Source organism: Ectothiorhodospiraceae bacterium BW-2 (genome assembly GCA_008375315.1).
Taxonomy (GTDB): Bacteria; Pseudomonadota; Gammaproteobacteria; order Thiohalomonadales; family Thiohalomonadaceae; genus BW-2.
Window position 1 is genome coordinate 20,607 of the sequence record CP032507.1, and the last position, 23,177, is coordinate 43,783.

At 53.2% G+C, this 23,177-nt stretch carries 18 protein-coding genes and 1 pseudogene; 11 read left to right on the plus strand and 8 right to left on the minus strand.

Going from position 1 to position 23,177, the window contains the following annotated elements; translation table 11 throughout:
• Nucleotides 1-25 precede the first annotated feature (25 nt).
• From D5085_00090 to D5085_00115, 6 genes are read right to left on the minus strand one after another with little or no spacing between them, the layout of a single operon-like run.
• The gene (locus tag D5085_00090; protein ID QEP41680.1) at nt 26-628 is read right to left on the minus strand and encodes a hypothetical protein; all 603 of its coding nucleotides are present in this window, start codon (nt 626-628) and stop codon (nt 26-28) included.
• Entirely contained in the window at nt 606-830 is a 225-nt protein-coding gene (locus tag D5085_00095; GenBank protein ID QEP41681.1) for a hypothetical protein, read from the minus strand. Before D5085_00095 ends, D5085_00090 begins: the two co-directional genes overlap by 23 nt.
• Before the next feature lie 2 nt (nt 831-832).
• A complete protein-coding gene (locus D5085_00100) occupies nt 833-2,449 on the minus strand; it encodes an acyltransferase domain-containing protein (protein ID QEP41682.1) in 1,617 nt (538 codons plus the stop codon).
• Nucleotides 2,317-3,507 (minus strand): hypothetical protein, encoded by a 1,191-nt coding sequence (locus tag D5085_00105; protein ID QEP41683.1) that lies wholly within the window; start codon nt 3,505-3,507, stop codon nt 2,317-2,319. Before D5085_00105 ends, D5085_00100 begins: the two co-directional genes overlap by 133 nt.
• An 11-nt stretch (nt 3,508-3,518) precedes the next feature.
• Nucleotides 3,519-4,229, minus strand: coding sequence for a hypothetical protein (locus tag D5085_00110; protein QEP41684.1), 711 nt, complete (start codon nt 4,227-4,229; stop codon nt 3,519-3,521).
• Nucleotides 4,230-4,242: 13 nt separating this feature from the next.
• Nucleotides 4,243-5,820 (minus strand): PfaD family polyunsaturated fatty acid/polyketide biosynthesis protein, encoded by a 1,578-nt coding sequence (locus tag D5085_00115; GenBank protein ID QEP41685.1) that lies wholly within the window; start codon nt 5,818-5,820, stop codon nt 4,243-4,245.
• Nucleotides 5,821-5,941: 121 nt separating this feature from the next.
• Here D5085_00115 and D5085_00120 point away from each other — a divergent pair, with 121 nt between their 5' ends.
• A complete protein-coding gene (locus D5085_00120; GenBank protein ID QEP41686.1) occupies nt 5,942-6,781 on the plus strand; it encodes a hypothetical protein in 840 nt (279 codons plus the stop codon).
• A gap of 46 nt (nt 6,782-6,827) precedes the next feature.
• On the plus strand, nt 6,828-7,166 hold the full coding sequence (locus tag D5085_00125) for a hypothetical protein (protein QEP41687.1): 339 nt from the start codon (nt 6,828-6,830) through the stop codon (nt 7,164-7,166).
• An 86-nt stretch (nt 7,167-7,252) separates the two neighbouring features.
• Here D5085_00125 and D5085_00130 read toward each other — a convergent pair whose 3' ends face one another.
• Nucleotides 7,253-9,046, minus strand: a complete 1,794-nt coding sequence (locus tag D5085_00130) for an IS1634 family transposase (protein ID QEP41688.1) — start codon at nt 9,044-9,046, stop codon at nt 7,253-7,255.
• A gap of 166 nt (nt 9,047-9,212) precedes the next feature.
• Between D5085_00130 and D5085_00135 the strand changes: the two genes are divergently transcribed.
• The 7 genes and pseudogenes from D5085_00135 (at nt 9,213) to D5085_00165 (ending at nt 19,804) form a co-directional block, all read left to right on the plus strand.
• Nucleotides 9,213-9,773 carry a hypothetical protein gene (locus tag D5085_00135; protein QEP41689.1) on the plus strand — a complete coding sequence of 187 codons (561 nt, stop codon included), beginning with the start codon at nt 9,213-9,215 and terminating at the stop codon, nt 9,771-9,773.
• Between the two features lie 28 nt (nt 9,774-9,801).
• Nucleotides 9,802-12,612: a hypothetical protein gene (locus D5085_00140; protein QEP41690.1), complete on the plus strand. Its 2,811-nt coding sequence runs from the start codon at nt 9,802-9,804 to the stop codon at nt 12,610-12,612.
• Complete coding sequence (locus D5085_00145; protein ID QEP41691.1) at nt 12,609-14,369, plus strand: ABC transporter ATP-binding protein; 1,761 nt, start codon at nt 12,609-12,611, stop codon at nt 14,367-14,369. Before D5085_00140 ends, D5085_00145 begins: the two co-directional genes overlap by 4 nt.
• A 29-nt stretch (nt 14,370-14,398) precedes the next feature.
• Nucleotides 14,399-15,205, plus strand: coding sequence for an SDR family oxidoreductase (locus tag D5085_00150; GenBank protein QEP41692.1), 807 nt, complete (start codon nt 14,399-14,401; stop codon nt 15,203-15,205).
• Between the two features lie 144 nt (nt 15,206-15,349).
• On the plus strand, nt 15,350-17,788 hold the full coding sequence (locus D5085_00155; protein QEP41693.1) for a recombinase RecD: 2,439 nt from the start codon (nt 15,350-15,352) through the stop codon (nt 17,786-17,788).
• 141 nt (nt 17,789-17,929) lie between these two features.
• A complete protein-coding gene (locus D5085_00160; GenBank protein QEP41694.1) occupies nt 17,930-19,255 on the plus strand; it encodes a DEAD/DEAH box helicase in 1,326 nt (441 codons plus the stop codon).
• Between the two features lie 4 nt (nt 19,256-19,259).
• Nucleotides 19,260-19,804: pseudogene (locus D5085_00165) on the plus strand (CinA family protein).
• Here D5085_00165 and D5085_00170 read toward each other — a convergent pair.
• On the minus strand, nt 19,781-20,212 hold the full coding sequence (locus D5085_00170; GenBank protein QEP41695.1) for a GNAT family N-acetyltransferase: 432 nt from the start codon (nt 20,210-20,212) through the stop codon (nt 19,781-19,783). The pseudogene D5085_00165 and the gene D5085_00170 sit on opposite strands and share 24 nt — an antisense overlap.
• Nucleotides 20,213-20,505: 293 nt before the next feature.
• Here D5085_00170 and D5085_00175 point away from each other — a divergent pair, with 293 nt between their 5' ends.
• Together D5085_00175 and D5085_00180 are read left to right on the plus strand one after the other, a co-directional pair.
• Complete coding sequence (locus D5085_00175) at nt 20,506-20,916, plus strand: PilZ domain-containing protein (GenBank protein ID QEP41696.1); 411 nt, start codon at nt 20,506-20,508, stop codon at nt 20,914-20,916.
• Nucleotides 20,917-21,459: 543 nt separating this feature from the next.
• Nucleotides 21,460-23,175: a methyl-accepting chemotaxis protein gene (locus D5085_00180; protein ID QEP41697.1), complete on the plus strand. Its 1,716-nt coding sequence runs from the start codon at nt 21,460-21,462 to the stop codon at nt 23,173-23,175.
• Nucleotides 23,176-23,177 lie beyond the last annotated feature (2 nt).

Sequence of the window (23,177 nt, forward strand, 5' to 3'; positions counted from 1 at the left end):
CCTCTCTCGTCCCCGGCTTAGCGCTTCACTGGGGGAGTGGCATTAACGGGCTCTGGTAGCAGGTTCGCTGTCGTTCGGCATTATAGACCACCTCTAACTCATCTCCCCCTGCGGTTAACTCCGCAAAAAGGAGCGCCGCCGTCGTCTCGGCATCCAGCGACGCCTCAAAGGCGATACTTTTGAGGCCAACGCCAGACCACTCTTTATCGGCCGTCTTAATCAGCGCGGCTAATCCGGCCAGGTATGGCTGCTCGCTCTGATAGGCGCAGATCAGTAGCCCTGCCGGTGCGCGAGTGTGCGACTGAGATAACTGGTACGATTGAATGGTGTGGCGAGCTAAGGCAAAGGCGCGATAGTTGAGCGTGATCGCCTCGGTGTCGCTGTTATCAATAGCTAGCCCCTCCAGATAGATAACGGCTTTACAGGGGCGTGCCATCGCGGCGGCATAGTCGAGCAGTTCGGCCTCAAGCCCTGCTGCAAGCAGTTTTGCGACTAAAGCGACCCCCACGCCGCGGCTATCGGCAACCACACTCAACGGCGTCGCCGCGAGTAGATCGGTAAGCGCAAAACCGATTAAAGGGGTTAGTCTCAGGGTGACAGGATATCTATACGCTTTTTTTTTTGTCACTGCCGCCGGCAAATTCGATAATTTCACCTAAGGTATTCATCGCCGCCAGTTGGGTCGTATCGGCACCATGAAGGGCGGGGATCTGCTCTTGAAGTGCCGATAGAATTTCGACCCGCTTAATCGAATCGATGCCCAGCTCCGACTCCATATCGAGCTCTAGGCCGATCATCTCCTCTGGATAGCCGGTCTTTTCGGCCACCACGGTTAGGAGTAGCGGTTTAATATCGATCGCAATCTTATCGACCGCAGCCTCCGCTTCGAGTGGCGCTGGAGCCACTGGCGGGGGGGAGCGGGTGGCGGCGCTAACGGTACGGCATCACCAGCCGGGGGTGGCGGCCGCGCTCGTCCGCCAACAGCGGGTCGGGGAGGTGGAGGAGCCGGTATGGCCGTTTGCGTCGGGGCAGCGCCCGCCGCGACCCCGACTAACGAGCTCAGTAGCTGTTGGGTCGCCTGTAGATAGCCTTGATGGCTCTGAGCTAGCGTCTGCTGGAACGCCTGTTGTGCCTGAAAGGCGCTCTGCTGAATCGCCTCAATCGTAGTTAGCCACTCGGCCGATAGTGCAGCCTCGGGTACAGCGCGGATCGGCGCTGGCTGAGTTGAGTTGACGGCTTGGGGTTGGGGATGTGGTGGAGTTGAGTTCATAGTCACAGTCTGCTTTAACGGGTTAATAAAGTGGGTGGGGGTCGATAGGAGTGCGGTTTTAGCGGTCTCATTCGCTTTAGGAAGTGCGGCGCTCCCCCCCTTCGGTGGATAGGGTTTGCCAAAATTGGCGCCATTAATCATGACTGTCGCTTGGGAGCCTTCACGCTGCGTTAATGGTCGCTCTTCGGGCGCAAAATCGTTCCAAAGAGAGCTCAGAGAGATCGGCACCCCGAGGGCGTGTAGCTGTGCCATCGCCCGCCAAAAGGCGGAGACCGAATCGACCTTCGGCCCTAAATCGAGCGAGATGGCGTTGGCCGCCTCACCTAGGGTATCGCGCACCATCTGGCTTAACGCTCTGCCCGGGCCGGCCTCAATGAAGGTGGTCACACCGCTCTGATGCATCTGCTCTAACTCAGCCATAAAGTGGACCTGATTGGCCAGTTGTGCGCTCAGTTCGGCCTTAATGTCGCTGCTCTTATCGGGATAGAGCTTGCCGGTTAAGTTAGAGAAGATCGGGACTCGGGGGCGGTGAAATCGCTTTGGGTGGAGACATTTGGCCAACTCATCTTCGGCGGCGGCAACCCAGTCGGAGTGAAAAGCGGTCGGGACATTGAGACGCCGAAAGCGGAGCTGCTGCTGCGTTAACAGCGCCTCAAAGGTAGCTAGGTCACTGACCGCCCCGGTCACGACGCTCTGCTTACGGCTATTGATGTTGGCGATAGAGAGAGAGCCCTCAAACGACTGTAGTAACGCCTCAAGCTGTGCGGGTGAGCAAAAGATGGCGCTCATGCCCCCCCTCGCTCCGCCCCCCTGCCGTTGACTGACTGCCGCCATCAATTCGGCCCGTTTGCAGGAGATGGCCAGCATCTCGTCAGCCGAATCGATAACACCGGCAGCATAGAGTGCCGGTATCTCGCCATAGGAGTGGCCGGCGTAGCTGTCGGGTTTAAGCCCTAGCTGCTGCAGTAGCGCTAAATGTGAGAGGGAGAGCAGCCCGATGGCGGGTTGAATCACTTCGATTTGCTCCAATCGCTGCTGCTGCTCGGCTAGCTCACGCTCACTAAAGACGGGGATAGGATAGACAAGATCGTGCAGCCTCTGGCCAGAGAGGCTAAGATCACCATAGCTATCCCACGGTTGGCGGGCCGCCTCAAACTGACAGAGAAGATCGCGCCCCATATTGAGATAGTGCCCCCTTGACCGGCAAAGAGTAGCGCTACCCCCCCCTGCCGCTCCCTCTGATGCAGCCACACCGCATTGGGAATCGTCAACGACTCTCCCTGCTCTATGGCTTTATGCTGGTGCTGTAGCTGCTCGATTCGCTGCCGCAACTCCTCGCTAGAGCTAGCGACTAGGCTTAACCGTGTTCGGTGGTGCGGTTCAACGCTCTGGTGTGACTCTCTCGCTAGGGTGGTGAGTGAGATTGAGGGTGAGTTAAGCCGCCGCTGAAGCTGGGTTAGCTGCTGCTGGAGCGCTGTCGGCGAGGTGGCCGAAAGGGTCACTACTATCTGCTGCTGTTGGCGCTGGCTATAGAGGCGGGGCGGTTTATGGTGGGGGTCGAGGTACTCCTCAACACTCAAATGAAAGTTACTGCCCCCAAAACCAAACGAGCTGACCGAAGCGCGTCTCGGCTGGGTCGGCTTGGCGATCCAGGGGCGAGTTTCGCTATTGAGGTAGAGCGGGCTCTGCTCAATCTCCATCCTCTCATTGGGCTGCTCCACTTTAATCGTGCGCGGTAGCACCTTATGGTGGAGTGCTAAGACTATTTTTAGCAGACTGACCGCGCCGGCAGTCGATTTGGTATGGCCAATTTGGGACTTAATCGAGCCGAGGGCACAATACTGTTTACCGCGCGACTTGGTGGTCTCATCATTGGCAAAGGCGAGCTTGAGCCCCTCAAACTCAGCCGCATCTCCCGCTTTCGTTCCGGTGCCATGCGCCTCAATGAGCTCGACACTACCTAAACCGTAGTCGAGTGGTTGGTAGGTGCGACTGATCGCTTTCGACTGGCCAGCGGCGTCAGGGGCGTAGATCGATCTGCTTTTGCCATCTGACGATGAGCCGCAGCTATTAAGAACCGCGAAGATGTTATCGCCATCGCGCTTGGCATCCGCTAGACGACGCAGGGCAAACAGAACAACCCCTTCACCCAAAATAGTGCCATCGGCGCTGTTCGCGAAGGGGCGAATATCTCCGCTCGGGGAGAGGGCTGGGGTCTTGGTAAAGCACATATACATGAAGATATTGTTTAAGGCATCGACCCCCCTGAAATCACCAGATCGGTATGGCCGTTCTGTAGCTCATGCATCGCCATATTGATCGCAGCGAGGCTACTGGCGCAAGCGGCATCGGTCACAAAGTTACACCCCCCTAAATTGAGCTTATTGGCGACCCGTCCTGCGACCACATTCGAGAGCAGCCCGGGGAAGGTGTTTTCTGTCCAGTCGGGATACTCCCGCTCGATATGACGGCAGATATGATCAATCTCACTCTCTGCTAGGCCATACTCCCGTAGCACCTTCCTCCAGACCGGTTTTTGAATTTTGGCCGCCATCAGCTCCTGCATCTCACTACCGGCGGCGACACCTAGAATAATGCCGATATTGTTTAGTTTCACCTTCTGCTGCTGTACGCTCCGTGTCGTCCTTAGTAGCTCTTTGGCGGCAATGAGGGCGAGTAGCTGGTTGGTATCGGTCGCGGTTAGTGAGTTAGGCGGCATGCTAAATTCGATCGGATCGAATGGAATATCAGTAAGAAACCCGCCGCTTTTGGTGTAGAGTTTGGCAAACTCTTTTGAGTCCGGCTCGTAGTAGTCATCGATTAACCAGTGGCTCGGTGGTACTTCGGTAATCAGATCGGTGCCATCGAGAATGTGGCGCCACGCCTCTTCGGGGGTGGTCGAGCCGGGTAAGAGTGACGATAGCGCCACGACCGCAATCGGCGTCTGCTGTTTTGGCATCTTGTTGTCGTTCCTAAACCGTCATCGGTTGCGGTTGATAGTGGAGCTGGTGCATAGCCACCGGAACCCCATAAGTTCGGCACTGCTGTGCCCGAGTATAGAGTGCCGCCCCTTCGAGTAGATTCAGGGCGACTTGAGCAATATGGCGGTTGGCTAGCGGCTCTAAAAAGGAGCCGGCAACCCAGCGGTTAAAGGCACCGAGCGCAGGCCCGCACCAAATTTGATAATCGAGTGTCCGTGCGCTATCGCCCTGTAGCGCCCACTGGCTGCTCTTGCCTAGATACCAGCGAAACAGTAGCGCCATCTTATATTTGGGGCTCTCGTTAGCCCGCTGTAGCTCTCTTGGATCTAGCTGTTGAAAGTAGTCGCAGGTGGCGCTCCAGATCTGGGGTAGGCTTTGGCGAAATATCTTCTGCTCTAGCTCGGTACGAATCTCAGCCGGTAGCTGTTCAATCGAGCTATAGCGGTGGTAGATCTCCTGTAGGCGGTTACCACGCATCCCCATCATCGTCCCCTTTTTCAGCACCTGAACCTTGCCGCCAAGCTCAAACATATCGGCAGAGGGGGTGGTGATAGTGTCGGCGATGTCGGCGCTAGCTAGCAGGGTTTTGGCCTCATTCGATAGCGCCGACTCAACTGTCGCTTGGTGGACTGAACCGAGCAGCACATAGGAGGCGCCAAGGGTAAAGGCAGCGGCAATCGCCTGTGGCGTCCCCAGACTACCGGCCGCACCTAATCGCACCGGAGTCGCGAAGTTGTATTGGCGCTGAAGCTGATCTCTAACCATGGCAGTGGCCCCGAACAGACTGTTGAGGGGACGCGAATCGGTGTGGCCACCGGAGTCTGACTCGACAGTTAAATCTTCTGCTAACGGCACCTGTGCGGCTAGCTCGGCCTGCTGCGGAGTAATCGCCCCCGAGGCGACCAGCTCCTGTAGCATCTTCGTCGGCGCAGGCTGCATGAAGTGGGCTGCAACCTCAGGGCGGGAGACTTTGGGAAAGAGGTAGTTTTGGCGCCGAATCACGCCCGACTCATCACGATAGAGACCAAGGCAGACATAGCGGGTTAGGGCGCGATTGCTCCCCATAAATGCCGCCGCCGAGACTCGACGCACCCCTAATGCCAGATAGAGATCGACTAGCCGCTCCTCCTGTTCAGGGGTCGCAGGGGTGTGAATTAGGTTAACGCCCCAGCTCGCGCCCAAGGGGGTAAGCGCTGTGGCAATCTCGATAAGCGCCGCCCGAATCGTCTCAGTCGCTAATCCTGCCGAACCGAAAAAGCCTAAGGCACCGATTTTGCCCAGTTCAATGACCATCGCCGCAGAGGCGATCCCCCGCGCCATCGCGCCGCCTACATAGGCGAAACGGCAGTGGTGCGCGGCTAAAAAGTGTCGATCCCCTAACCATTCGGGATAGAGTGGTGGTAAAGTACCGATCAACTCCCCCTCGGTTGGCGTTAGGTGAGCCTGTTGCGACAGCCCCATTAGCTGTTCATCACGATGGTAGAGAATATCAGTCCTCTCCCTAAATCGATAAACACACTGTTCAATCATGGGTAATGAGTATGCACAACTCGCTAAACTTGCCGCCATCAATGCTGCCTTGTGTGGGTAAAGCGGTGGAGCATACAGCAAATGGGCTTTGGCTCAAAATGGCAATTACCTCCTCAAAGTGGGTAAAATCTTAATAATCAATAATTTGTAGGTATTTTTGATGGAAATTATCTGGATATTAACCGCTATGACAGCCCTTTTTTTCGCGACGCTCCTCATTAGTCGCCTCCCCTTTGTCGGCCACCTGTTGCTGTTTCTGCTGCTGCCGATAGGCTTAGGGATCTATTGGTTTCTCTCTCCAGATGCCCTGTTTAATCTATTTGGCTATATTAAGTTTATTCTGCTCTGTTGTATCGCGCTCATTATCGCCGGCTTAAGATTTAAGGGGTGGCATACTCAGCCTTGGGCACGCAACCTACTCTATATCTTTCTCTTTCTTAATATCGGTGAGGCGATTTCGTTTGAGGTACTCGATCTCATTACCGGAGGGCCTGAGCGCGAGTATGGCGGTAACTGGATGAATGTGATAGCCGGCCTAACTATTCTGCTCTGCCAAGCCTACCCCCGATTTATAACGATCGATAGCGACAGTGGGCGACGCAATATGCACTATGATGTGGGGATGAAGTGGGTCATCGCCTATACCCTTTGGGATTTTACATTCATCTATAGCGCCCATGCCCCTAGTGAGATCTCTGGCTTGTGGATAGGGTTGGCCGTTATCCACCTGCTAACACCGCTATTAATGACCCTAAAGGATGCGTCGCTCTATCTGCAGCTGCGCGTCTATTCGCTCACGGTTGTGGTCGGTTATACCATCACCCTCCCCTACGAGCCGTGGATAGTCAAGACCCCCCACTGGTACTCTGCCGATATCGATCAGGGGTTGGCGCTACTCTCGCTCTCCATGGCGCTCTACCTCGCCTATAGCCATCTGCTGCCTTGGCTCAAATCGCCACACCCCCCGCCAATCTGTTACACTCAATGGCAGGCTCTCTAGTGCGCACTAGGTCACGCGCCACGAAAGTTTAAGGGGGATTTGTGTGATGGAAGCTCTACTCTGGATTGTCGTCTCTACCCTGATAGTCTCGCTGTTAACACTGCTTTTGATGCGTTTAAAGATGGGCGGCCTGCTGCTGGTCTATCTGCTCTTTCCGCTACTGCTGTTTGGCTATTTGGCGTGGTTTGAGATCGTCGCTGCCGGCTACTTTCTCTACATTAAGCTGATCTCGGTCTGTCTGGGGGTGCTGTTAATTGGGGCGCTGCGGTTTCGCCACTGGATCGACTACCACTGGGCTCGGGTACTGGGCTATCTGATGCTGTTTATTAATATTCTTGACCCATCTTTCGATTTGCTAGATCGAATAGTGCAAAAAATCAAATAGTTGAGACGAATTCAATGGGTAGTATGGCACTACATCTATGATTTTTCACGATGCAGAATGCAGAACGCGTGTTGACTGAGCCGAATTTAGATCAGCGTCATCTTTGTCGGATGGACCGAATAGTCGAGTCCCAGCGCATCCAGAACTGGACGTTGATGGGGTTCGATGCGGGTGGTTTTGCGCAGATGAATGGTGCGATTATCTTCACGCTTGACGGTGACACTCACCCGCTGACGATTGGCAAACAGCTGTCGCAGGGATGTCCAGCTCGCATGAATGTCGTGTGCTTTGAGTTGATGTCGCAGCGTATGCACGAGATGGTAACCGAGCAGGGTGATGAAGAGGTGGCCCTCGAGGCGATCGGCTGTATGGTGATAGACGGGGCGCATCCCCAGTTCGCTTTTCAGGCTGCGAAAGACCGCTTCGAGGTCGGTGAGCAGGATATAGGTCTGCCACAGCTTGGCAGCATCCCAATCGAGTAAATCGGTGCGCAGACAGTAGACGCCGGGATGGCTGGCCGCTGAGTCGGCGGCATCGTTGAGAGACCAGGTGATGGCCGTGGCTTTGCCCTCTTGTTCGCTGACGCTAATGGTATAGCGGGCGGCTGCACGGGAATACTTCTGTTTGAGCCGACCAATCCGCTCATGGATTTTCTCGCTGCTTTTGGTGCAACGGGGTTTAGATAGTCCCTCATTAAGGGCGGTTAACCCCGCTTCAAAGCGTTGCGCAATGCTATCCAGAATCGCCTGCTCTTTCAGTTCTCGCGCTTCGGAGTGGCAGTAGAGTTTGACTTCCCCCCGCTCGCCATCCTCAACCCGCTGCGCGCGTACGCAATTGCCGGGGCTCTCTTTGATCAGCGTGGCCTGGGTCTCATCAAACTCTCGATGGGGTTGACGGCTCACGACAATATAGTGGTAACCGGCACCTTTCAGCCACTGTAGATTCTTCTCACTGGCAATGCCGGCATCCATAATAACAGTACTGTGTGGCGAGGCTTCCAGCTCAGTGAGCAGACCCTCCAGGGTGGAGGGTTCGCTGACATTACCGGCAAAGTGGCGTGAACAGCGCGGAAAGCCACTGCTATCGAGTACCAGACCGAGGGTAACGAGCGGGCAGTCACTGCGCCGCTCCTTGGAGCGCCCACGCTGTGCCAGTTCGGAGTCGGGCGCTCCTTCAAAGAAGGTATTGGTCAAGTCATAGAGGGCGATAGTCTCCTTCAGATCGAAAAGCGTCTGCTCCCGCTGCCAGAGATGGGCCTCCAGTGCCGCTTTGTGTTTCCAGAGCAGGTCGCTGGCTTGATAGAGGCGATCATGCCCCATGGCGTCAAAGTCATAACCGATGAGCTCGCCCAGTCCACTCTGCTGCTGGAGCCAGTGATAGGTGGCCCACTCGCTGGCAGGAGAAGCCATGCGCCCAACGATATTGCCAATGGCTGCGGCCAGTTCATGACGGTTAAAGCCAAGCTCTTGCAGTTTATCAATCAGTTTCAGCTGTTGCAGCGCATGCAGAGCCAACTGTTCAATGCCAACCTGACGAGGCCGGCTTAGCTCCAGAGAGTCCATATCGACCGATTGCCAGGTGTGCGGCGGTAACGGTTCGCCGTAACCGGTTTGCTGTAGTTTGTTGCTCAACTGCTGGGCGGTCTGCTCCAGGGCGGTTGGCAGTGCCAGGGTGAGAAAATCGCCCTGTGCGTTCAACAGTTGCTCAATGCGGGCGGTCAGAAGCGGCCATTGCGCCGACTCTACACTAAAGTGGCGACCCAAATTGAGCAGGGTCTGTTGCTTGACCTTGCCGGCCACACGGGTGGATTCCACCAGTCGATAGGTGAAGTAGGGCTCACCGGAGCCGTGGCTTTTAATCGTAGTGCGACGAATATACATACTGACAGTGTAGCTGCAAAATGGGGGATTGCAAGCCTATCCGTCACATTATGGCACTACGATTTATTTTCAAAACTCAAGTAATTGATTTAATTAAAATCGCATATCGGGTTCCCGATATATTTTGGGGATTTTGGTCGGATTTGACGAAAGATGGGTTGAGGCGGTGCTATTTGAGTTTTTCGACTACTTTGCCGGCGGGCCGGAGCGGCTCTATGGTGGTAGTCTGCTCAACGGTTGCGCCGGTCTGCTACTGCTGTTGACTCAGGCCTACCCGCGCTTTTTTACTATTGAGCAAAAGAGTGGTCAAAATAACCTCCATTACGATCTGGGCACGATTTGGGTGATAGGCTATGTGGTGTGGAACTTCACCTTCGTCTATGGCACCAATCCCCCTAACGAGCCGACCGGACAGTGGGCGGCCGCCGCGCTAGTCCATCTGTTAGCTCCGCTGCTGTTAATGGGGGGCAACGCTATGCGCTTTATTCAGGCTCGAAGTTACTCGTTAGCGCTGGTGGTCGGCTGGATGTTGGTCGCCCCGGGTGAGCCCTATGTTTACACCGTCCCCGAGTGGTATCACCAGACGGTAGCTGAGCTGCTAGCGGCGCTCTCACTCGCGATTGTGGCGCTGTTTCTTGGGCAGAGTGTTCGCCACCACTATCGAAGTGATACGCCCCCCTCCAATCTGTTGATAACGCTGCTCAATAGACTATTTGAGCGCCGATAGGTTTAGCACCTTGCCGCAGAACTCTAACATGAACTTTGCCGATAAAGAGCTCTTTCTACGCCACCACCCGCTACTGCATCATATTCCTGTTGCGATTGCCGATTCGGTGATTGAGCAGTTTGAGTGGGCCTTTTTGGCCGCAGGAGAGACGCTAGTTCGTGAGGGGGATGAGAACCCTGTTTTGGCGATTTTGCATACCGGACGGCTTACTATCTATCGTGAGGGTCGGCCGATAGGGGCGCTGGAGGAGACCGCGATTATTGGCGAGATCTCCCTCATCGGGCAGCAGCGCGCCGCTGCGACCTTAATCGCTGAACGAGACTCGCTCATGCTTTGCATCGGTAAGCAGCCTATTGAGGCGTTAATGCTTAAACATAGCGCGCTAGCGCTACAGTTAGCCCAACTGTCGGTTAACCGTCTGACCGGAGCTAACGAATCGAGCGTAAGCGCTCAACCGTTATCGACCAATATCGCGCTGTTACCGCTAGAGGGGCCGCTTGAGTGGCAGAGCCGCTTTTGTGACAATCTACTGACCCACTTCCCTAACGCGCAGCTTATCTCTAAAGCGAAAGCTGAAGAGCATCTTGGCTTCGAGATAGGTACCTCGTTGTCGCCACGACAGCAGCAGCAGCTCACTCTTTGGATCGGGGAGTTGCAGCGCACCCACTCGCACCTGCTCTGGCTGACGACAACCGCACGCGATCTCTGGGGGGAGATGGGGGTGCGTCAGGCCACGCAGATCCTCTATCTCGCCGACCCCCTCTCTAAGCCACGGCTCACTCCGCTTGAGCAGGCGATTTGGGATAACCCCGCTCGTGCAGCGACGCAGAGTATGCATCTCATTCTCTATAACAGCACTGCCGATGAGTTACGCCGTTCAGCTATCGATTGGCTCGCTCCCCGCCGACTCTCGACCCTCCTCTCGCTCCAGAGCTATCATGCAAAGGCGCTACAGCCGGTGGCCGCCCTCACCGCTCAAAAACCGCTCATGATTCAGCGCCTCTCCCGATATCCGCTGCTAGCCACTCTGCAACCGCAGCAGCTACAGAGTGTGGCGAGCTATTTTACCGAAAAGAGTCTCCCCGCAGGGAGCACCCTCTGCTGTGAGGGTGAGCAGACCGACTCGCTCTATCTGGTCGAGTCGGGTCGCTTCTCGGCTCTTAAAGAGGGGCGGAGCGTGGCCGAATTCTACCCCGGTGAGGTGATTGGCGAAATTGGGTTACTCACCCAAACCCCTCGTAGCGCCACGCTTCGCGCCGAACGCTGCTCGACTGTCCTCGAAATGACTCGCGCCGATTTTGAGCGGTTAACCGCCCAAATTCCGCAGCTATCGCAGCGAATGTCACAACTGCTCTGCTGGCGGCTGCTACAAAAGAAGAGTCGTGCCCCCCTTGAGTTCACGATGACGATTGCCCTCATTCCCGTGGTCGCAGAGGATCCGCGCCAACAGCAGCAGTTTCAGTACCTCTCTAACGACTTTACCCGCTCACTACAGCAGCTACACGACACACTCGCCATCCGCCCTGAGAGTGTTAATCAGCTCTTTGGCCACAACACAGCACAACTCCCGCTTCAGGCAGCTGGCTCGACGCTGCTATCTGGCTATATCACCCAACAGGAGGCGCTCTATCCGTTGGTGCTACTGATTGGTGATTTTGGGGCGACCCATTGGAATGAGCGCATTATACGCCAAGCCGATCGGGTGGTACTGGTCTCTCACCACGACGCCGGCCCCCGACTAAGCGCGGTCGAGCGGGAGCTACAGCCGATCCTCGATACGCTCGACCCTCCTCCGGAACTGGCCATTTTACAGCCCCAACAGGCAACGGAGGGGCGCGGCACCGCCAACTGGCTTACCCTTCGTAAACTCAATAACCACCACCATATCCGCATCGGCTCAAGCGCCGATAGTGATCGCGCCGCGCGAATGGTCACCGGTCACGCTATCGGCCTGGTGCTGTCAGGGGTCTCCTCGCGCGCCATTGCCCATGTCGGGGTGGTGCGGGCGCTGGAGGATAGCCAGATCCCCATCGACTGTATTAGCGGCTCCAGCTCAGGGAGTGGGATTGCGGGGGCGGTGATCCTCGATAGCTCATGGCGCCGTGCACGGGAGATTGCGCTGTTCATGATACGCCACGCCGCTCCCAGTCTGCGTAAATTTACCCTCCCCTACACCTCGCTTCTAAGCGGCCAAGATGCCGATACTCTGCTACGCCAGAACTACGGTGACGGCCTATTAGAAGATCAGTTCATTCGCTGCATTCCGGTCGCTGCTGATATTAAACATGGTCAGCTCGTTGAGATTAGAAAAGGGCCTATCTGGAAGGCGATTCGAACCAGCACCTCGCTACCGGTGATCTGGCCACCGGTCATCGATCGCGACAATGATCAGGTTCTGGTCGATGGCGGCCTCATCGATAATGTACCGGCGGCAACACTCTATAGCTACTGTCAGCACGGCTGGACGCTCATCTCCGACTCCAACCCAGCCTCGCTCCCCTTTGAGGGGGTCAAGCCCTATGGTACTGTCGTCTCCGGCTGGAGGGTGTTATGGGATAAGCTACGCGGCAGAGTCGATCCTGAGGGCCACTATCCGGCTCTAATGGAGGTGGTCGGCCATGCGATGTGTATGGAGAGCTACCGCAATGCTCGCAATTTGCAACAGGGAGCTAACCCCCGCATCCTTTCGTTCAATATCGTTGTCCCCTTCGCCGGTCTGTTTGGGATAAAAGATATCAATAAATCGCTACAGATGGAGGAGTTTACCTACCAAAAGTCGTTAGAGATTATCGCTAACAATCCACAAATTTACGATATTTTGCCTAAAGAGAGCCCATGAAGAGAATCGATCCCCCCGCCACGATGAGCCCCCTCTTTGCGACTATCTGGCAGGCGTTGGCCAGTGAGCGCAAGAGTCTTGCTATCGGTCTGTTGCTGGTCACGATAACGGTCACTTTTATGGTGGGGCTACCGCTCTACTACCGCTATCTGCTGGATGAGGCAGTGATTAAGTCAGATATGGCACTCCTTAGTACCATGTTAATCGGCTTAGCGATTGCCTATCTGGTGAATAGCGGTGCGGCGCTACTGCAAGCGAAGGTGTTTGCTAACCTGTCAGCCAAAATCAGTCGTCAGCTACGGCGACAGATGTTTATCACGCTACAAAGCCGCTGCGATACGGAGTGCGACAGTGCCGCTATGGCGAACCACTTTAGCGCTGATCTGGCCGCTGTCGAGAAGTATTTGGCGCAACCGATACGGGTCATGCTGATTCACGCCTCGGTGCTACTGATGAGTGCTCTGCTGCTGTTTGTGATCGAGTGGCGTCTGGCGCTCTTTACCTACACGATTATTCCGATCATTATGGTAGCGATGAAGCTGCTCTCAAAACCGACCAATCGTTACGCCGATAAGAAGAAGGGCTGCGATGCTAAGATAGCCGCCTTCGTCTCCGAAGAGGTAAGAACGGCAACGATGCTGCACCTATTTGGCTTAAAACGGCAGCGACAGCAGCAGTTTCAGCAGCAGAGCGATAGCATGCATCAGTATGAGCAGCTAAGCGCCTTCTGGAGTGCTACTACCGGCGAGATCTCGATTATTTTGGTCAATTTAATTCAAATCGGTATCTTCGGTCTCGGCGCTTGGTTTGCTATCTCCGGCTATATTACCATCGGTATTTTGATCGCCTACGCCGGTTTAATGATTAATATCTCTAACGCCGGCATCACCCTCAGCCAGCTCGCCCCTCAGCTCTTTGACGCCGCCTCGGCTCACCAGCGCATTCGGCAGCTACTGCAAGCGCAGCTACCCCAATCGACTCACAGCGGCGGCGGCAAGCGGCTAGATCAGATTGAGACGATAACGCTAACGCAGGTCGGGTTTGGCTACTTGCCACAACAGACGATCTTAAAACAGATTAATCTCACCCTCCGGCAGGGGGAGCATGTCGCTATTGTCGGCTCAAGCGGCTCGGGCAAAAGTACACTGCTAAAGCTGATGATGGGACTAGAGTCGTGTCGTGAGGGTCAGATCTGCTACAATCAGATCCCGATAGAGCAGCTCGATCTGGCCACGCTGCACCAACGAATGGCGACGGTATTTCAACAGCCGCTGCTGCTAAATACCACCCTTAGTGACAATATCCGTTGCGGTAAACTCGATGCCACCGAGCAACAGATAGAGCAGGCGGCAAGGGAGGCCGGTATAGCGGCCACTATTGAACAGATGGCGCAGGGGTATCAGAGCGTGGTCGGTGAGAGCGGCGGTAGTCTCTCCGGCGGTCAGCAGCAGCGTATCGCTATCGCCCGAGCGTTAATTCGGCAGCCGCAAGTGCTCATTCTCGATGAGGCGACCTCGGCACTCGATGCCACGACCGAACAGGCTTTTATTGAGATGTTGCAGCAACATAGCCACAACCGAACCGTGATTGCGGTCACCCATCGCCTCTCACTCGCCACAGCGATGGATCGTATTGTGGTGCTAGATCAGGGTGAGATCGTTGAAGATGGCTCACACAGCGAGCTTTTGCAACACAACGGTCTCTATGCCCTACTATGGCAGAAGCAGGCGGTTGCTCATAGTAGCGCCGACACTTAGGCACTTTGCGTTTTACCCTAAAATAGCCGATGGCCTCCCCCTCACTCAACCGGTTTAAGCACCATACCGTTATTATCACCGGCTCGGCTCACGGCATCGGTCGCGCCTGTATGCAGCGCTTTCGCCAAGAGGGGGCGACGGTAATCGGTATCGATAGCGATCACAACGCTAATCAGCAGTTAGTCGCACAACTTAACGGCTGCTATGACCATGAGCTCAAGATGGCGTTCGCTTTTGAGTGTGACCTCAGCGATGAGTCGGCGGTGGAGCATACCTTTGCCACTCTACTCTCCCGCTGGCCGACTATTAATACTCTTATCTGCTCCGCTGGGATCTACAGTGGTCAGCCACTACCGCAGGTCACTACGGCCGCTTGGCAACAGGTTCTCAATACCAATTTAAGTGCTCTTTTCTACTGCAATCGAGCCATTAGCCATACTCTACAGCAGCAGCGCTGCGGCTCCATTATTAATATCTCCTCCATGGCCGGGAAGAGTAGTTTTCCCGCTTCGGCGCAATACTCCGCCTCCAAAAGTGGCGTCATCGGCTTAACTCGCTCTGTGGCGCTCGATTTAGCCCCCTTTCACTGTACCGCGAATGCGATCTGCCCCGGTAATACCGATACCCGTATGTTACGACAGGTGGCCGAAGTGGTCTCAGCAAGGCAGGGGATCACCCCCACCGCTTGGTTAGCACAGCGCCAACAAGAGTGCCCGATGGGACGCTTTGCCGACCCCGCCGAGATCGCCGGCGCTGCCGCTTTTCTCGCCTCGGAAGATGCCCGTTATCTTACCGGTCAGGCGATTGAGATCGATGGCGGAATGGTGTTGTGTTAGGGGTTAGTCGGAGAGAAACACTCACAATTATTGTGGATAAAGCTGGGGGGAACTTGCATTAAACATAAAATAAACATATAGTTAGCTGGAAAAATTTTTATTGGTCAAAAAATAACCAACAAAGTTAGATTGGCGTTAGAGCCCATGGCTGAAATCATTGAATCGATAACCGGTATTGTCCATCGCGTGACCTTCCATAGTCCAGACACCGGCTGGTCAGTACTCAAGGTACACCCCTTTCACGCCCCCGAAACTCAAGAGACGGTGACGGTACACCAGATGCAGGTCTTCGCCGGCGCTACCATGCAGTTTGAGGGTCACTGGATAACCCACCCGCAATATGGTCGCCAGTTTAAAGCCATTAAAGCAACCGAGAAGAAGCCCGCTTCGGCAGCCGCTTTAGAAAAATATCTTGGCTCGGGGTTAATTAAAGGCGTCGGCCCTATCACGGCAAAACGCATTGTGACACACTTTAAAGAGGAGACACTACGGGTCTTTGATGAGCAGATAGAGCGCCTCACTGAAGTGCCCGGTATTGCACAGTTAAAGCTACAGTCGATTCGAAGTGCTTGGCTTGAACACTGCGCCATTCGGAATGTGATGATGTTTCTGCAAGAGCATGGTATCAGTACTCTGTTTGCCGTGCGGATCTATCAATCTTATGGGGATGAGGCGATTGAACGAGTCTCTACAGATCCCTATGCTCTGGCCAGAGATTTTTATGGGATCGGCTTTTTTTCTGCCGATAAGGTCGCCTTAAGTCTCGGTTTAGCTAAAGATAGCGCTCAAAGGATTCAGGCGGCGATTCGTCACCTACTCTCCGCCTCAAGGGAGGAGGGCCACTGCTATCTCACCGAGCAGCAGCTCACGACCCAGCTCACCGAGCTGCTACGGCTCCCGTTTGCAGAGGGCGTTGGCCATTTTCTCTCCGAGATGGCAGACAATGATCAACTGCGTATGCGTCAGCTCTCTTTGGATAACCAGCAACAGAGCTGTTACTACAGTAAATCGCTCTATTACGATGAGCTGGCGGTTGCTAACCGTTTTCGCCAGCACAGAGAGCCTCTCTTGCTAGATGAGGCGAGAGTGGTACGCTGGATTGAGCGCTACTGCCAAACAAAGTCGATAGTGTTGAGTCGTGAACAGGCCGATGCGGTCAAAGGCATCGCCTGTCAACCTATCTCCATACTAACCGGTGGCCCCGGGTGTGGCAAAACCACGACCACGCTGGTCATTGTCAGGCTGTTTGAGGCGATGCGGAAGCGAGTTCTCCTCGCTGCGCCGACCGGACGGGCGGCACAACGGATGAGTGAGGTCATCGGACGGGAGGCAAAAACGATTCATCGGCTGTTAGGGTGGCAAAATGGGGCCTTTCAAAAGAGGGGCGATACCCCCCTTGAGTGTGATGTACTGATTGTGGATGAGTGCTCTATGCTCGATATCACTTTAACGGCGGCACTACTCCAAGCAACGCCTACCGAGAGTCAGCTCCTGCTTATTGGGGATGCCGATCAACTCCCTTCCGTCGGTGCGGGGAATGTGCTGCACGATCTAATTGAGTCGGCTACACTCCCCTGCTACCGCCTAACCCAGATCTTTCGTCAGGCGGCGCAATCTCAGATTATTCAGGCCGCCCACCAGATCAATCAGGGCATCCTCCCTTCCATCGACTCCCCCTTTGCCAAGCCGCAGTTGTGGCAAAAGCAGTCAGACTGTCTCTTTATCGATAGCGAAGAGGCGACCCAAGAGCAGTTGCGGTTTATCCATCGAGTCCGTACCCAACTGCCACAGCTACTTGAGAGTGACTCGCGCTTAGCGGCAGAGCAGCCGCCGATCCCCCTTGACGAAGAGCCGCCATTCACTATCCCAGACAAGTATGCCCATGTCGATTTAGCGCAGTTAGCCAACAGTGAGCAGGAGATTGAGCAGTTAAAGCTGTTAATGAAACGGCTGCCTCCATACTCCTCCCTGCACTACAACCTATCAGCGATCGATGTGGTGTTACGGTTATGGCTACAGTGGATCCCGAAATATTACCCGAATGAGGAGATTCAAATCCTCTCCCCGATGACACGCGGTTCGCTAGGGACGGTAAATCTAAATCGATTGATGCAGCAACAGGCCAATCCACCCCAGGCAGGAAAGGCGCAATTAACCGTCGGTGATCGCATCTACCGCACAGGTGATCGGGTGATTCACCGCCGTAATAACTACGATCTGAATGTCTTTAATGGCGATATCGGCCATATTGTGGCGATTGATACCGCTCGCCTAACCTGTAGTGTCCGCTTTTTACCCGATAATCGTCTAGTCAACTATCAAAAAGAGCAGCTAGTCGAACTCGATTTAGCCTATGCCATTACGATCCACAAATCACAGGGCTCTGAGTTTGCGGTGGTGGTTATGCCGCTGTTAACACAGCACTTTAAGATGCTCTACCGCAACTTGATCTATACCGGTCTGACCCGCGCGAAGAGATTAGCGGTCATTGTCGGCAGTCGTCGAGCGATGGCAATGGCGGTAAAACAGCAAGATAGTCGGCAGCGACAGACAGCCCTACAGCCACTACTACGACAAAAGTAGGTCTTATGTGGCAGATAACTTAGCCCTAAGCCCTTCTTGAACAACTCGACCACTCGGGCAAATGGCGGTACAATAGCGATATCGCGCCACATTCGCTCGATACCCCCTCCCCCCTCACTTTAACGAGATACTGTTTCTAAAATGCCATTTACTTCCTTAGGTCTTTGCAAACCGCTACTGCGTGCCATTGAAGAGAAGGGATATCACACCCCTTCACCCATTCAGGCACAGGGGATCCCTGCTGTGCTTCAGGGCCACGATATTATGGCTGCGGCGCAAACCGGCACCGGTAAGACAGCTAGTTTTACCTTGCCACTACTGCAACAACTAGCAGCAGGCCAAAACGCGGCCCCCTATCAAGTTCGTGCCTTAATACTCACCCCAACCCGCGAGCTCGCTGCCCAAGTCGCGGCGAGTGTTCAGGAGTACGGTAAATATCTGTCACTCAGCTCCAGTGTTGTCTTTGGCGGCGTAAAGATCAATCCCCAAATGGCACAACTGCGGCAGGGGGTGGATATTTTAATCGCCACACCAGGACGCCTACTCGATCTCTTTCAACAAAAGGCGGTCAAGTTTGAGTCGTTAGAGGTGCTGATTCTCGATGAAGCTGATCGAATGCTCGACATGGGGTTTATTCACGATATTAAAAAAATATTGGCGCTACTACCTAAAAAGCGACAAAACCTGCTCTTTTCGGCCACCTTCTCCGGCGAGATCCGCACCCTAGCTAAAGGGCTACTCAACCATCCTGTCGAAATCTCAGTCTCGCCTAATAACAGCGCGGCCAACACTGTTAAACAGCGGGTGTTCGAAGTGGATAAGAGCCATAAAACCGCCCTGCTAAGCCATCTGATAAGGGACAATCTGTGGCAACAGGTACTGGTCTTTACCCGAACTAAGCATGGGGCTAACCGGTTGGCTCAGCGGCTAGAGCGAGATAGTATCGGCGCGGTGGCGATCCACGGTAACAAAAGCCAAGGGGCGAGAACCCGAGCGCTAGCAGAGTTTAAGTCGGGCAAAGTTAGAGTGTTGGTGGCTACCGATATTGCGGCGCGAGGCATCGATATCATCGAACTGCCCCATGTGATCAATTTTGAACTACCCAATGTTCCAGAGGATTATGTGCATCGTATCGGTAGGACAGGGCGTGCGGGCAGTGAGGGAGAGGCAATATCGTTAGTTAGCGCAGATGAGGTCAAACTGCTATCTGCCATCGAAAAAGTGATTAAACAGACGCTAGTCCGCGAACAGGAACCGGGATTTGTGCCGATACACTCAGTGCCGCTGACAAAATTTGCCCCACCGATTCCAAAACCAAAACCGGCACAGACAAAGTCGGTTCCTAAAAGCAGAGTGAGCACCATGGGAGGCAACCTTAAACAGCCGCCCGCTAAGCCCTCGCTAAGAAGAGGTAGAGATAGCAGTGCGCCGCCACAGCGACAACGCAATAAACCGATTCGACCATAATTGAATGACCACCTTGGTCACCGTTTTCCCCCCCGCTGATATCGAAAAAATTAAGCGATTGATGAATCGCGCCCAGCTAACAGTTGCGGTGGCAGAGAGCCTTACCTGCGGTCAACTACAGCACCTTTTAGGCTCAGTCAGTGGGGCATCGAGCTATTTCGAGGGGGGATCACCGCCTACAGTTTACGGCAAAAGATCGCGCTATTAGGCTTAGAGGAGGAGTTAGTGCACCACAGTAGCGGCGTCTCAGCTAAGATTGCTATTGAGATGGCCAGCGCGGTGCTGCGCCAGTTTGATACCCATTTAGCTATCGCAACGACCGGTTATGCGGAGGCCGATCCTGCCTCGGGGATCGCTGCACCTTTTGCCCACTTTGCAATCGTCTCTCGCGACCATAGAGAGGCTCCCCCCGCTCTCATTTGTCAAAAGAGGGTGATCGGTACAGCGTTAACCCGTACTCAGATGCACTCTTATGTCTGTTGCGCCGCACTCACCCAGTTAAGCCTCTATCTTAAGCTGCGCGTATTAAAGGAGCCGGTACTCCATTGAGCGATGCTCAATACCAGCCTCCATAAAGCGCTCGCCATAGATCTGAAAGCCTAAGCGCTGGTAAAACGGCACAGCCTGCTGTTGCGCCCCTAAATAGACGCGCGGCAGGCCTCGTCGCCTAGCCTCCCCCATCAATAGCCACATCACCTCAGTACCCAATCCTAGCCGACGATAGTCAGCCAATACCGCCACCCGACCAATATGGCCATCGGGCTGCACTCTACCCGTAGCAACATAGTGACCACTGTCGGTCTGAATTAGCGCATGTTTCGACATATCGTCCCTCCCATCCAGCTCTAGCGCTAAGGGGACACCCTGCTCTTGGCAAAATACACTCTGCCGAATGGAGATAATATCGGCCCGATACGGCGCTGCAAACGAAATGAGCTCTCTTTTCATAATCGCCATGGTAGCACAGCCATGGCGTATCCTCCTATCGGGATCAACGGTAACCGAATTTTTGAGATGGACAGCTCCGAAAATCGCGTTACAATGGGTGCTGTTTACCACTTTAATCTTTTAATCTCGTTATTAACTCCCTCGGAACCTAACTATCTAGTGAATTGTCTCCTCCTAACCGCTGCCATCTCTGTTGCTATCGGTGCATTGGGTGCTCATGGATTAAAAAAATATCCTCCCTATCACTATCGCTCAAGCTCGTATTCTATTTTTTTAATATTTATATGAATTAGAGAAAAAAGATGACTATTGACAAGCAAACCCAAAACATCCTTAGTGAGTTACAAAAACATCCAAAATCGACTAGAAACCAAGATGAGCGGCGCTATCAGCGTAATAGGTGGCGAACTAGCTGCTCGGCTAAACTTCAAATGATTGATGAAGCAAGCACAAAGGAACAAAATGTAGAGATTGTTACCTATGACATTTCTCAAGGCGGGTTTTCATTTATCTCTAAAGAAAACATTAAAATAGGAACCATTGTAACGGTTATCTTTGATATGTTAGAGACCAAGCCCGTCATTCGTTCAGAAGTAAGAAGTTCTGTTTTTATTCGTGACACACAGTATCGAATAGGCGTCTGTTTTATTGATATAGTGCGAAAACTACCAGAGGATAGTTATGATTTTAATAGTACCATCTCTGTTCGTTAAAAATACCTTATGAATCGGTTCGATACCCTGTTTCTCTCCCACGGTGGCGGGCCGCTGCCCCTACTAGGCGATGCGGCCCATCAACCACTGGTTACTCGGCTCTCACAAATCGCTAGCGACTTAGCGCCACCCGATGCCATTCTACTCATGAGTGCCCACTAGGAGCAGAAGGTAGCGACGGTGACCACCTCCACAGCACCACAACTCATCTACGACTATAGGGGATTCCCCCCCCCGAAACCTATCAGATCACCTACCCTTGCCCCGGCTCACCGCCGTTAGCGGCAGCGGTTGTCGAAACCCTCAAACGGAGCGCAATTGAAGCGAATCTCGATACCGACGGGGCCTCGATCATGGTGCTTTTGTACCGTTAAAGATGCGGCAGTCGTAAAATCAGCCACGGTAGATACCCGCCCTAAATTCACATAAACTTCATCAAAACGATATTAAAATGACATCAAATAGAGTATAACCTCCTAAAGGTAATCGTCCTAAAGGTAATCGTTAGTAGCAGAGCTTAGGATAGCGGCTCAATTAGTGACCATGAAAACAGCACTAGGGGGTAATTTTCTGATGAAGTTTAGGTGGTTTAAATCTCTAAAACTAATTTTTATCGTAGTTGTTTTTTTACCATTTGTCGTTATTTCAATCTCCGGATTGGTTTTACAAAGATATGCCATACAATCGTCTGGTGATGCACTAACAGCTATCACTGAAGAGGCGATTATAGAGATCGAAAAAAACAGACTAAAAACAGTGGTTGATTCCTCTTTAGCGCTAATAAAACCCTATCTTGAAAAGCCTAATCAACAGGGAAAACAGCAGGCGATGGAGCTGTTGGCTAATTATACTTTTGATGGAGGAAATGGATATCTATTTGGCTACCAAAACGACGGTACTCGCATCTTATTAGGGCCATCTCGTAAAGAGTTAGGGCAAAACTTTATCGGCCTACGCGATAAAAATGGTCAAATGATTATTCAGGATATGATTCGTATCACTAAGCAGGGAGGCGGATACTACACCTACTACTTCCCCAAACCTGGAGAGACAGATCCAAGCCCAAAGTACTCCTATCTTATCGATATACCAAAATGGGATATGTTTATTGGAACCGGATTATATATTGATAGTCTTAACACTATATTAACTAATATTAATGAAAAAAAATCTGTCACTAAAACAGAGGCTTTTCAACGCTCACTTTTTATTATTAGCGCTATTGCTATCTTGGTTATTATAGCAACACTTTATGCGGTTGAACTGCTCACAAAAACACTTAATCATCTCTCCGATTCAGTCCAAAACCTTACCCACGGCAATGGTGATTTAACTCAACACATTCCCTCATCAGGTATCGATATATTGGATAATATTGCTCTCAATTTTAATCAATTTATCGACTACCTAGCCAACGACATAAAAATACTAAAAAGGAGTAGTACCGATCTATTAACAGCCACAACGAACGCATCAAAAAACCAGACAACGCTTGCGCACGAGATCGAGACTCAAAAAAATAATACACTACAAGTCGTATCGGCTATCGATGAGCTAAATACCACCGCAACTGACATTGCCGCTAATATGGAGATTACCAGCGATTTCTCTGACAAATCGAATGAGTCGATGCGACAGATCGTGGAGGAAATTGACAGATCTATCAGTAGCCTTAATCAGTTAAATCAAATCCTTAACGAAATTGAGGAGTCGGTAGGTGAGCTGACAGACAATGTTACCCATATTAACCGAGCGTTAGGAGTTATTCGGGGAATCTCAGAGCAGACAAATCTGCTCGCGCTCAATGCGGCTATTGAGGCTGCACGCGCCGGAGAGCAGGGACGGGGCTTTGCGGTTGTTGCGGATGAGGTGCGCACATTAGCGCAAAAATCCCAAGCGAGTACGGTTGAAATTGCAGATATTTTAGAAAAACTGACGCAAAGTTCAGAAAATAGCCGCAACGATGTGCAACGAAGCACCAAGGGTCGCCAAGGGGTTGAGCAGGCGTTGGCCTATATGAAGACCTTAGTTGCCCAAACAACGGAACTTATCTCACAACTTACCGAGCGAAATAGTCAGGTTGCTACAGCCGCTAACGAGCAGTCAGCGGTCGTTGCCGAGATTGCACACTCATCTAATCGGATATCTAGCTCATCGGAACAGATCCAAGAGTATAGCGAACAGACCTCTCAACAGTTCGTAAGGGTGACAGCCATCTCGAAAGAGATCGCCACGATAGCCGATAAGTTTCGCGTGTAGCC

Bases quoted from the DNA above. Each gene is read 5' to 3' on its own strand.
- D5085_00100 (QEP41682.1), bottom strand. From the start codon at position 2,449: ATGGGGCGCGATCTTCTCTGTCAGTTTGAGGCGGCCCGCCAACCGTGG.
- D5085_00105 (QEP41683.1), bottom strand. From the start codon at position 3,507: ATGTATATGTGCTTTACCAAGACCCCAGCCCTCTCCCCGAGCGGAGAT.
- D5085_00110 (QEP41684.1), bottom strand. From the start codon at position 4,229: ATGCCAAAACAGCAGACGCCGATTGCGGTCGTGGCGCTATCGTCACTC.
- D5085_00115 (QEP41685.1), bottom strand. From the start codon at position 5,820: ATGGCGGCAAGTTTAGCGAGTTGTGCATACTCATTACCCATGATTGAA.
- D5085_00120 (QEP41686.1), top strand. From the start codon at position 5,942: ATGGAAATTATCTGGATATTAACCGCTATGACAGCCCTTTTTTTCGCG.
- D5085_00125 (QEP41687.1), top strand. From the start codon at position 6,828: ATGGAAGCTCTACTCTGGATTGTCGTCTCTACCCTGATAGTCTCGCTG.
- D5085_00130 (QEP41688.1), bottom strand. From the start codon at position 9,046: ATGTATATTCGTCGCACTACGATTAAAAGCCACGGCTCCGGTGAGCCC.
- D5085_00140 (QEP41690.1), top strand. From the start codon at position 9,802: ATGAACTTTGCCGATAAAGAGCTCTTTCTACGCCACCACCCGCTACTG.
- D5085_00145 (QEP41691.1), top strand. From the start codon at position 12,609: ATGAAGAGAATCGATCCCCCCGCCACGATGAGCCCCCTCTTTGCGACT.
- D5085_00150 (QEP41692.1), top strand. From the start codon at position 14,399: ATGGCCTCCCCCTCACTCAACCGGTTTAAGCACCATACCGTTATTATC.
- D5085_00155 (QEP41693.1), top strand. From the start codon at position 15,350: ATGGCTGAAATCATTGAATCGATAACCGGTATTGTCCATCGCGTGACC.
- D5085_00160 (QEP41694.1), top strand. From the start codon at position 17,930: ATGCCATTTACTTCCTTAGGTCTTTGCAAACCGCTACTGCGTGCCATT.
- D5085_00170 (QEP41695.1), bottom strand. From the start codon at position 20,212: ATGGCGATTATGAAAAGAGAGCTCATTTCGTTTGCAGCGCCGTATCGG.
- D5085_00175 (QEP41696.1), top strand. From the start codon at position 20,506: ATGACTATTGACAAGCAAACCCAAAACATCCTTAGTGAGTTACAAAAA.
- D5085_00180 (QEP41697.1), top strand. From the start codon at position 21,460: ATGAAAACAGCACTAGGGGGTAATTTTCTGATGAAGTTTAGGTGGTTT.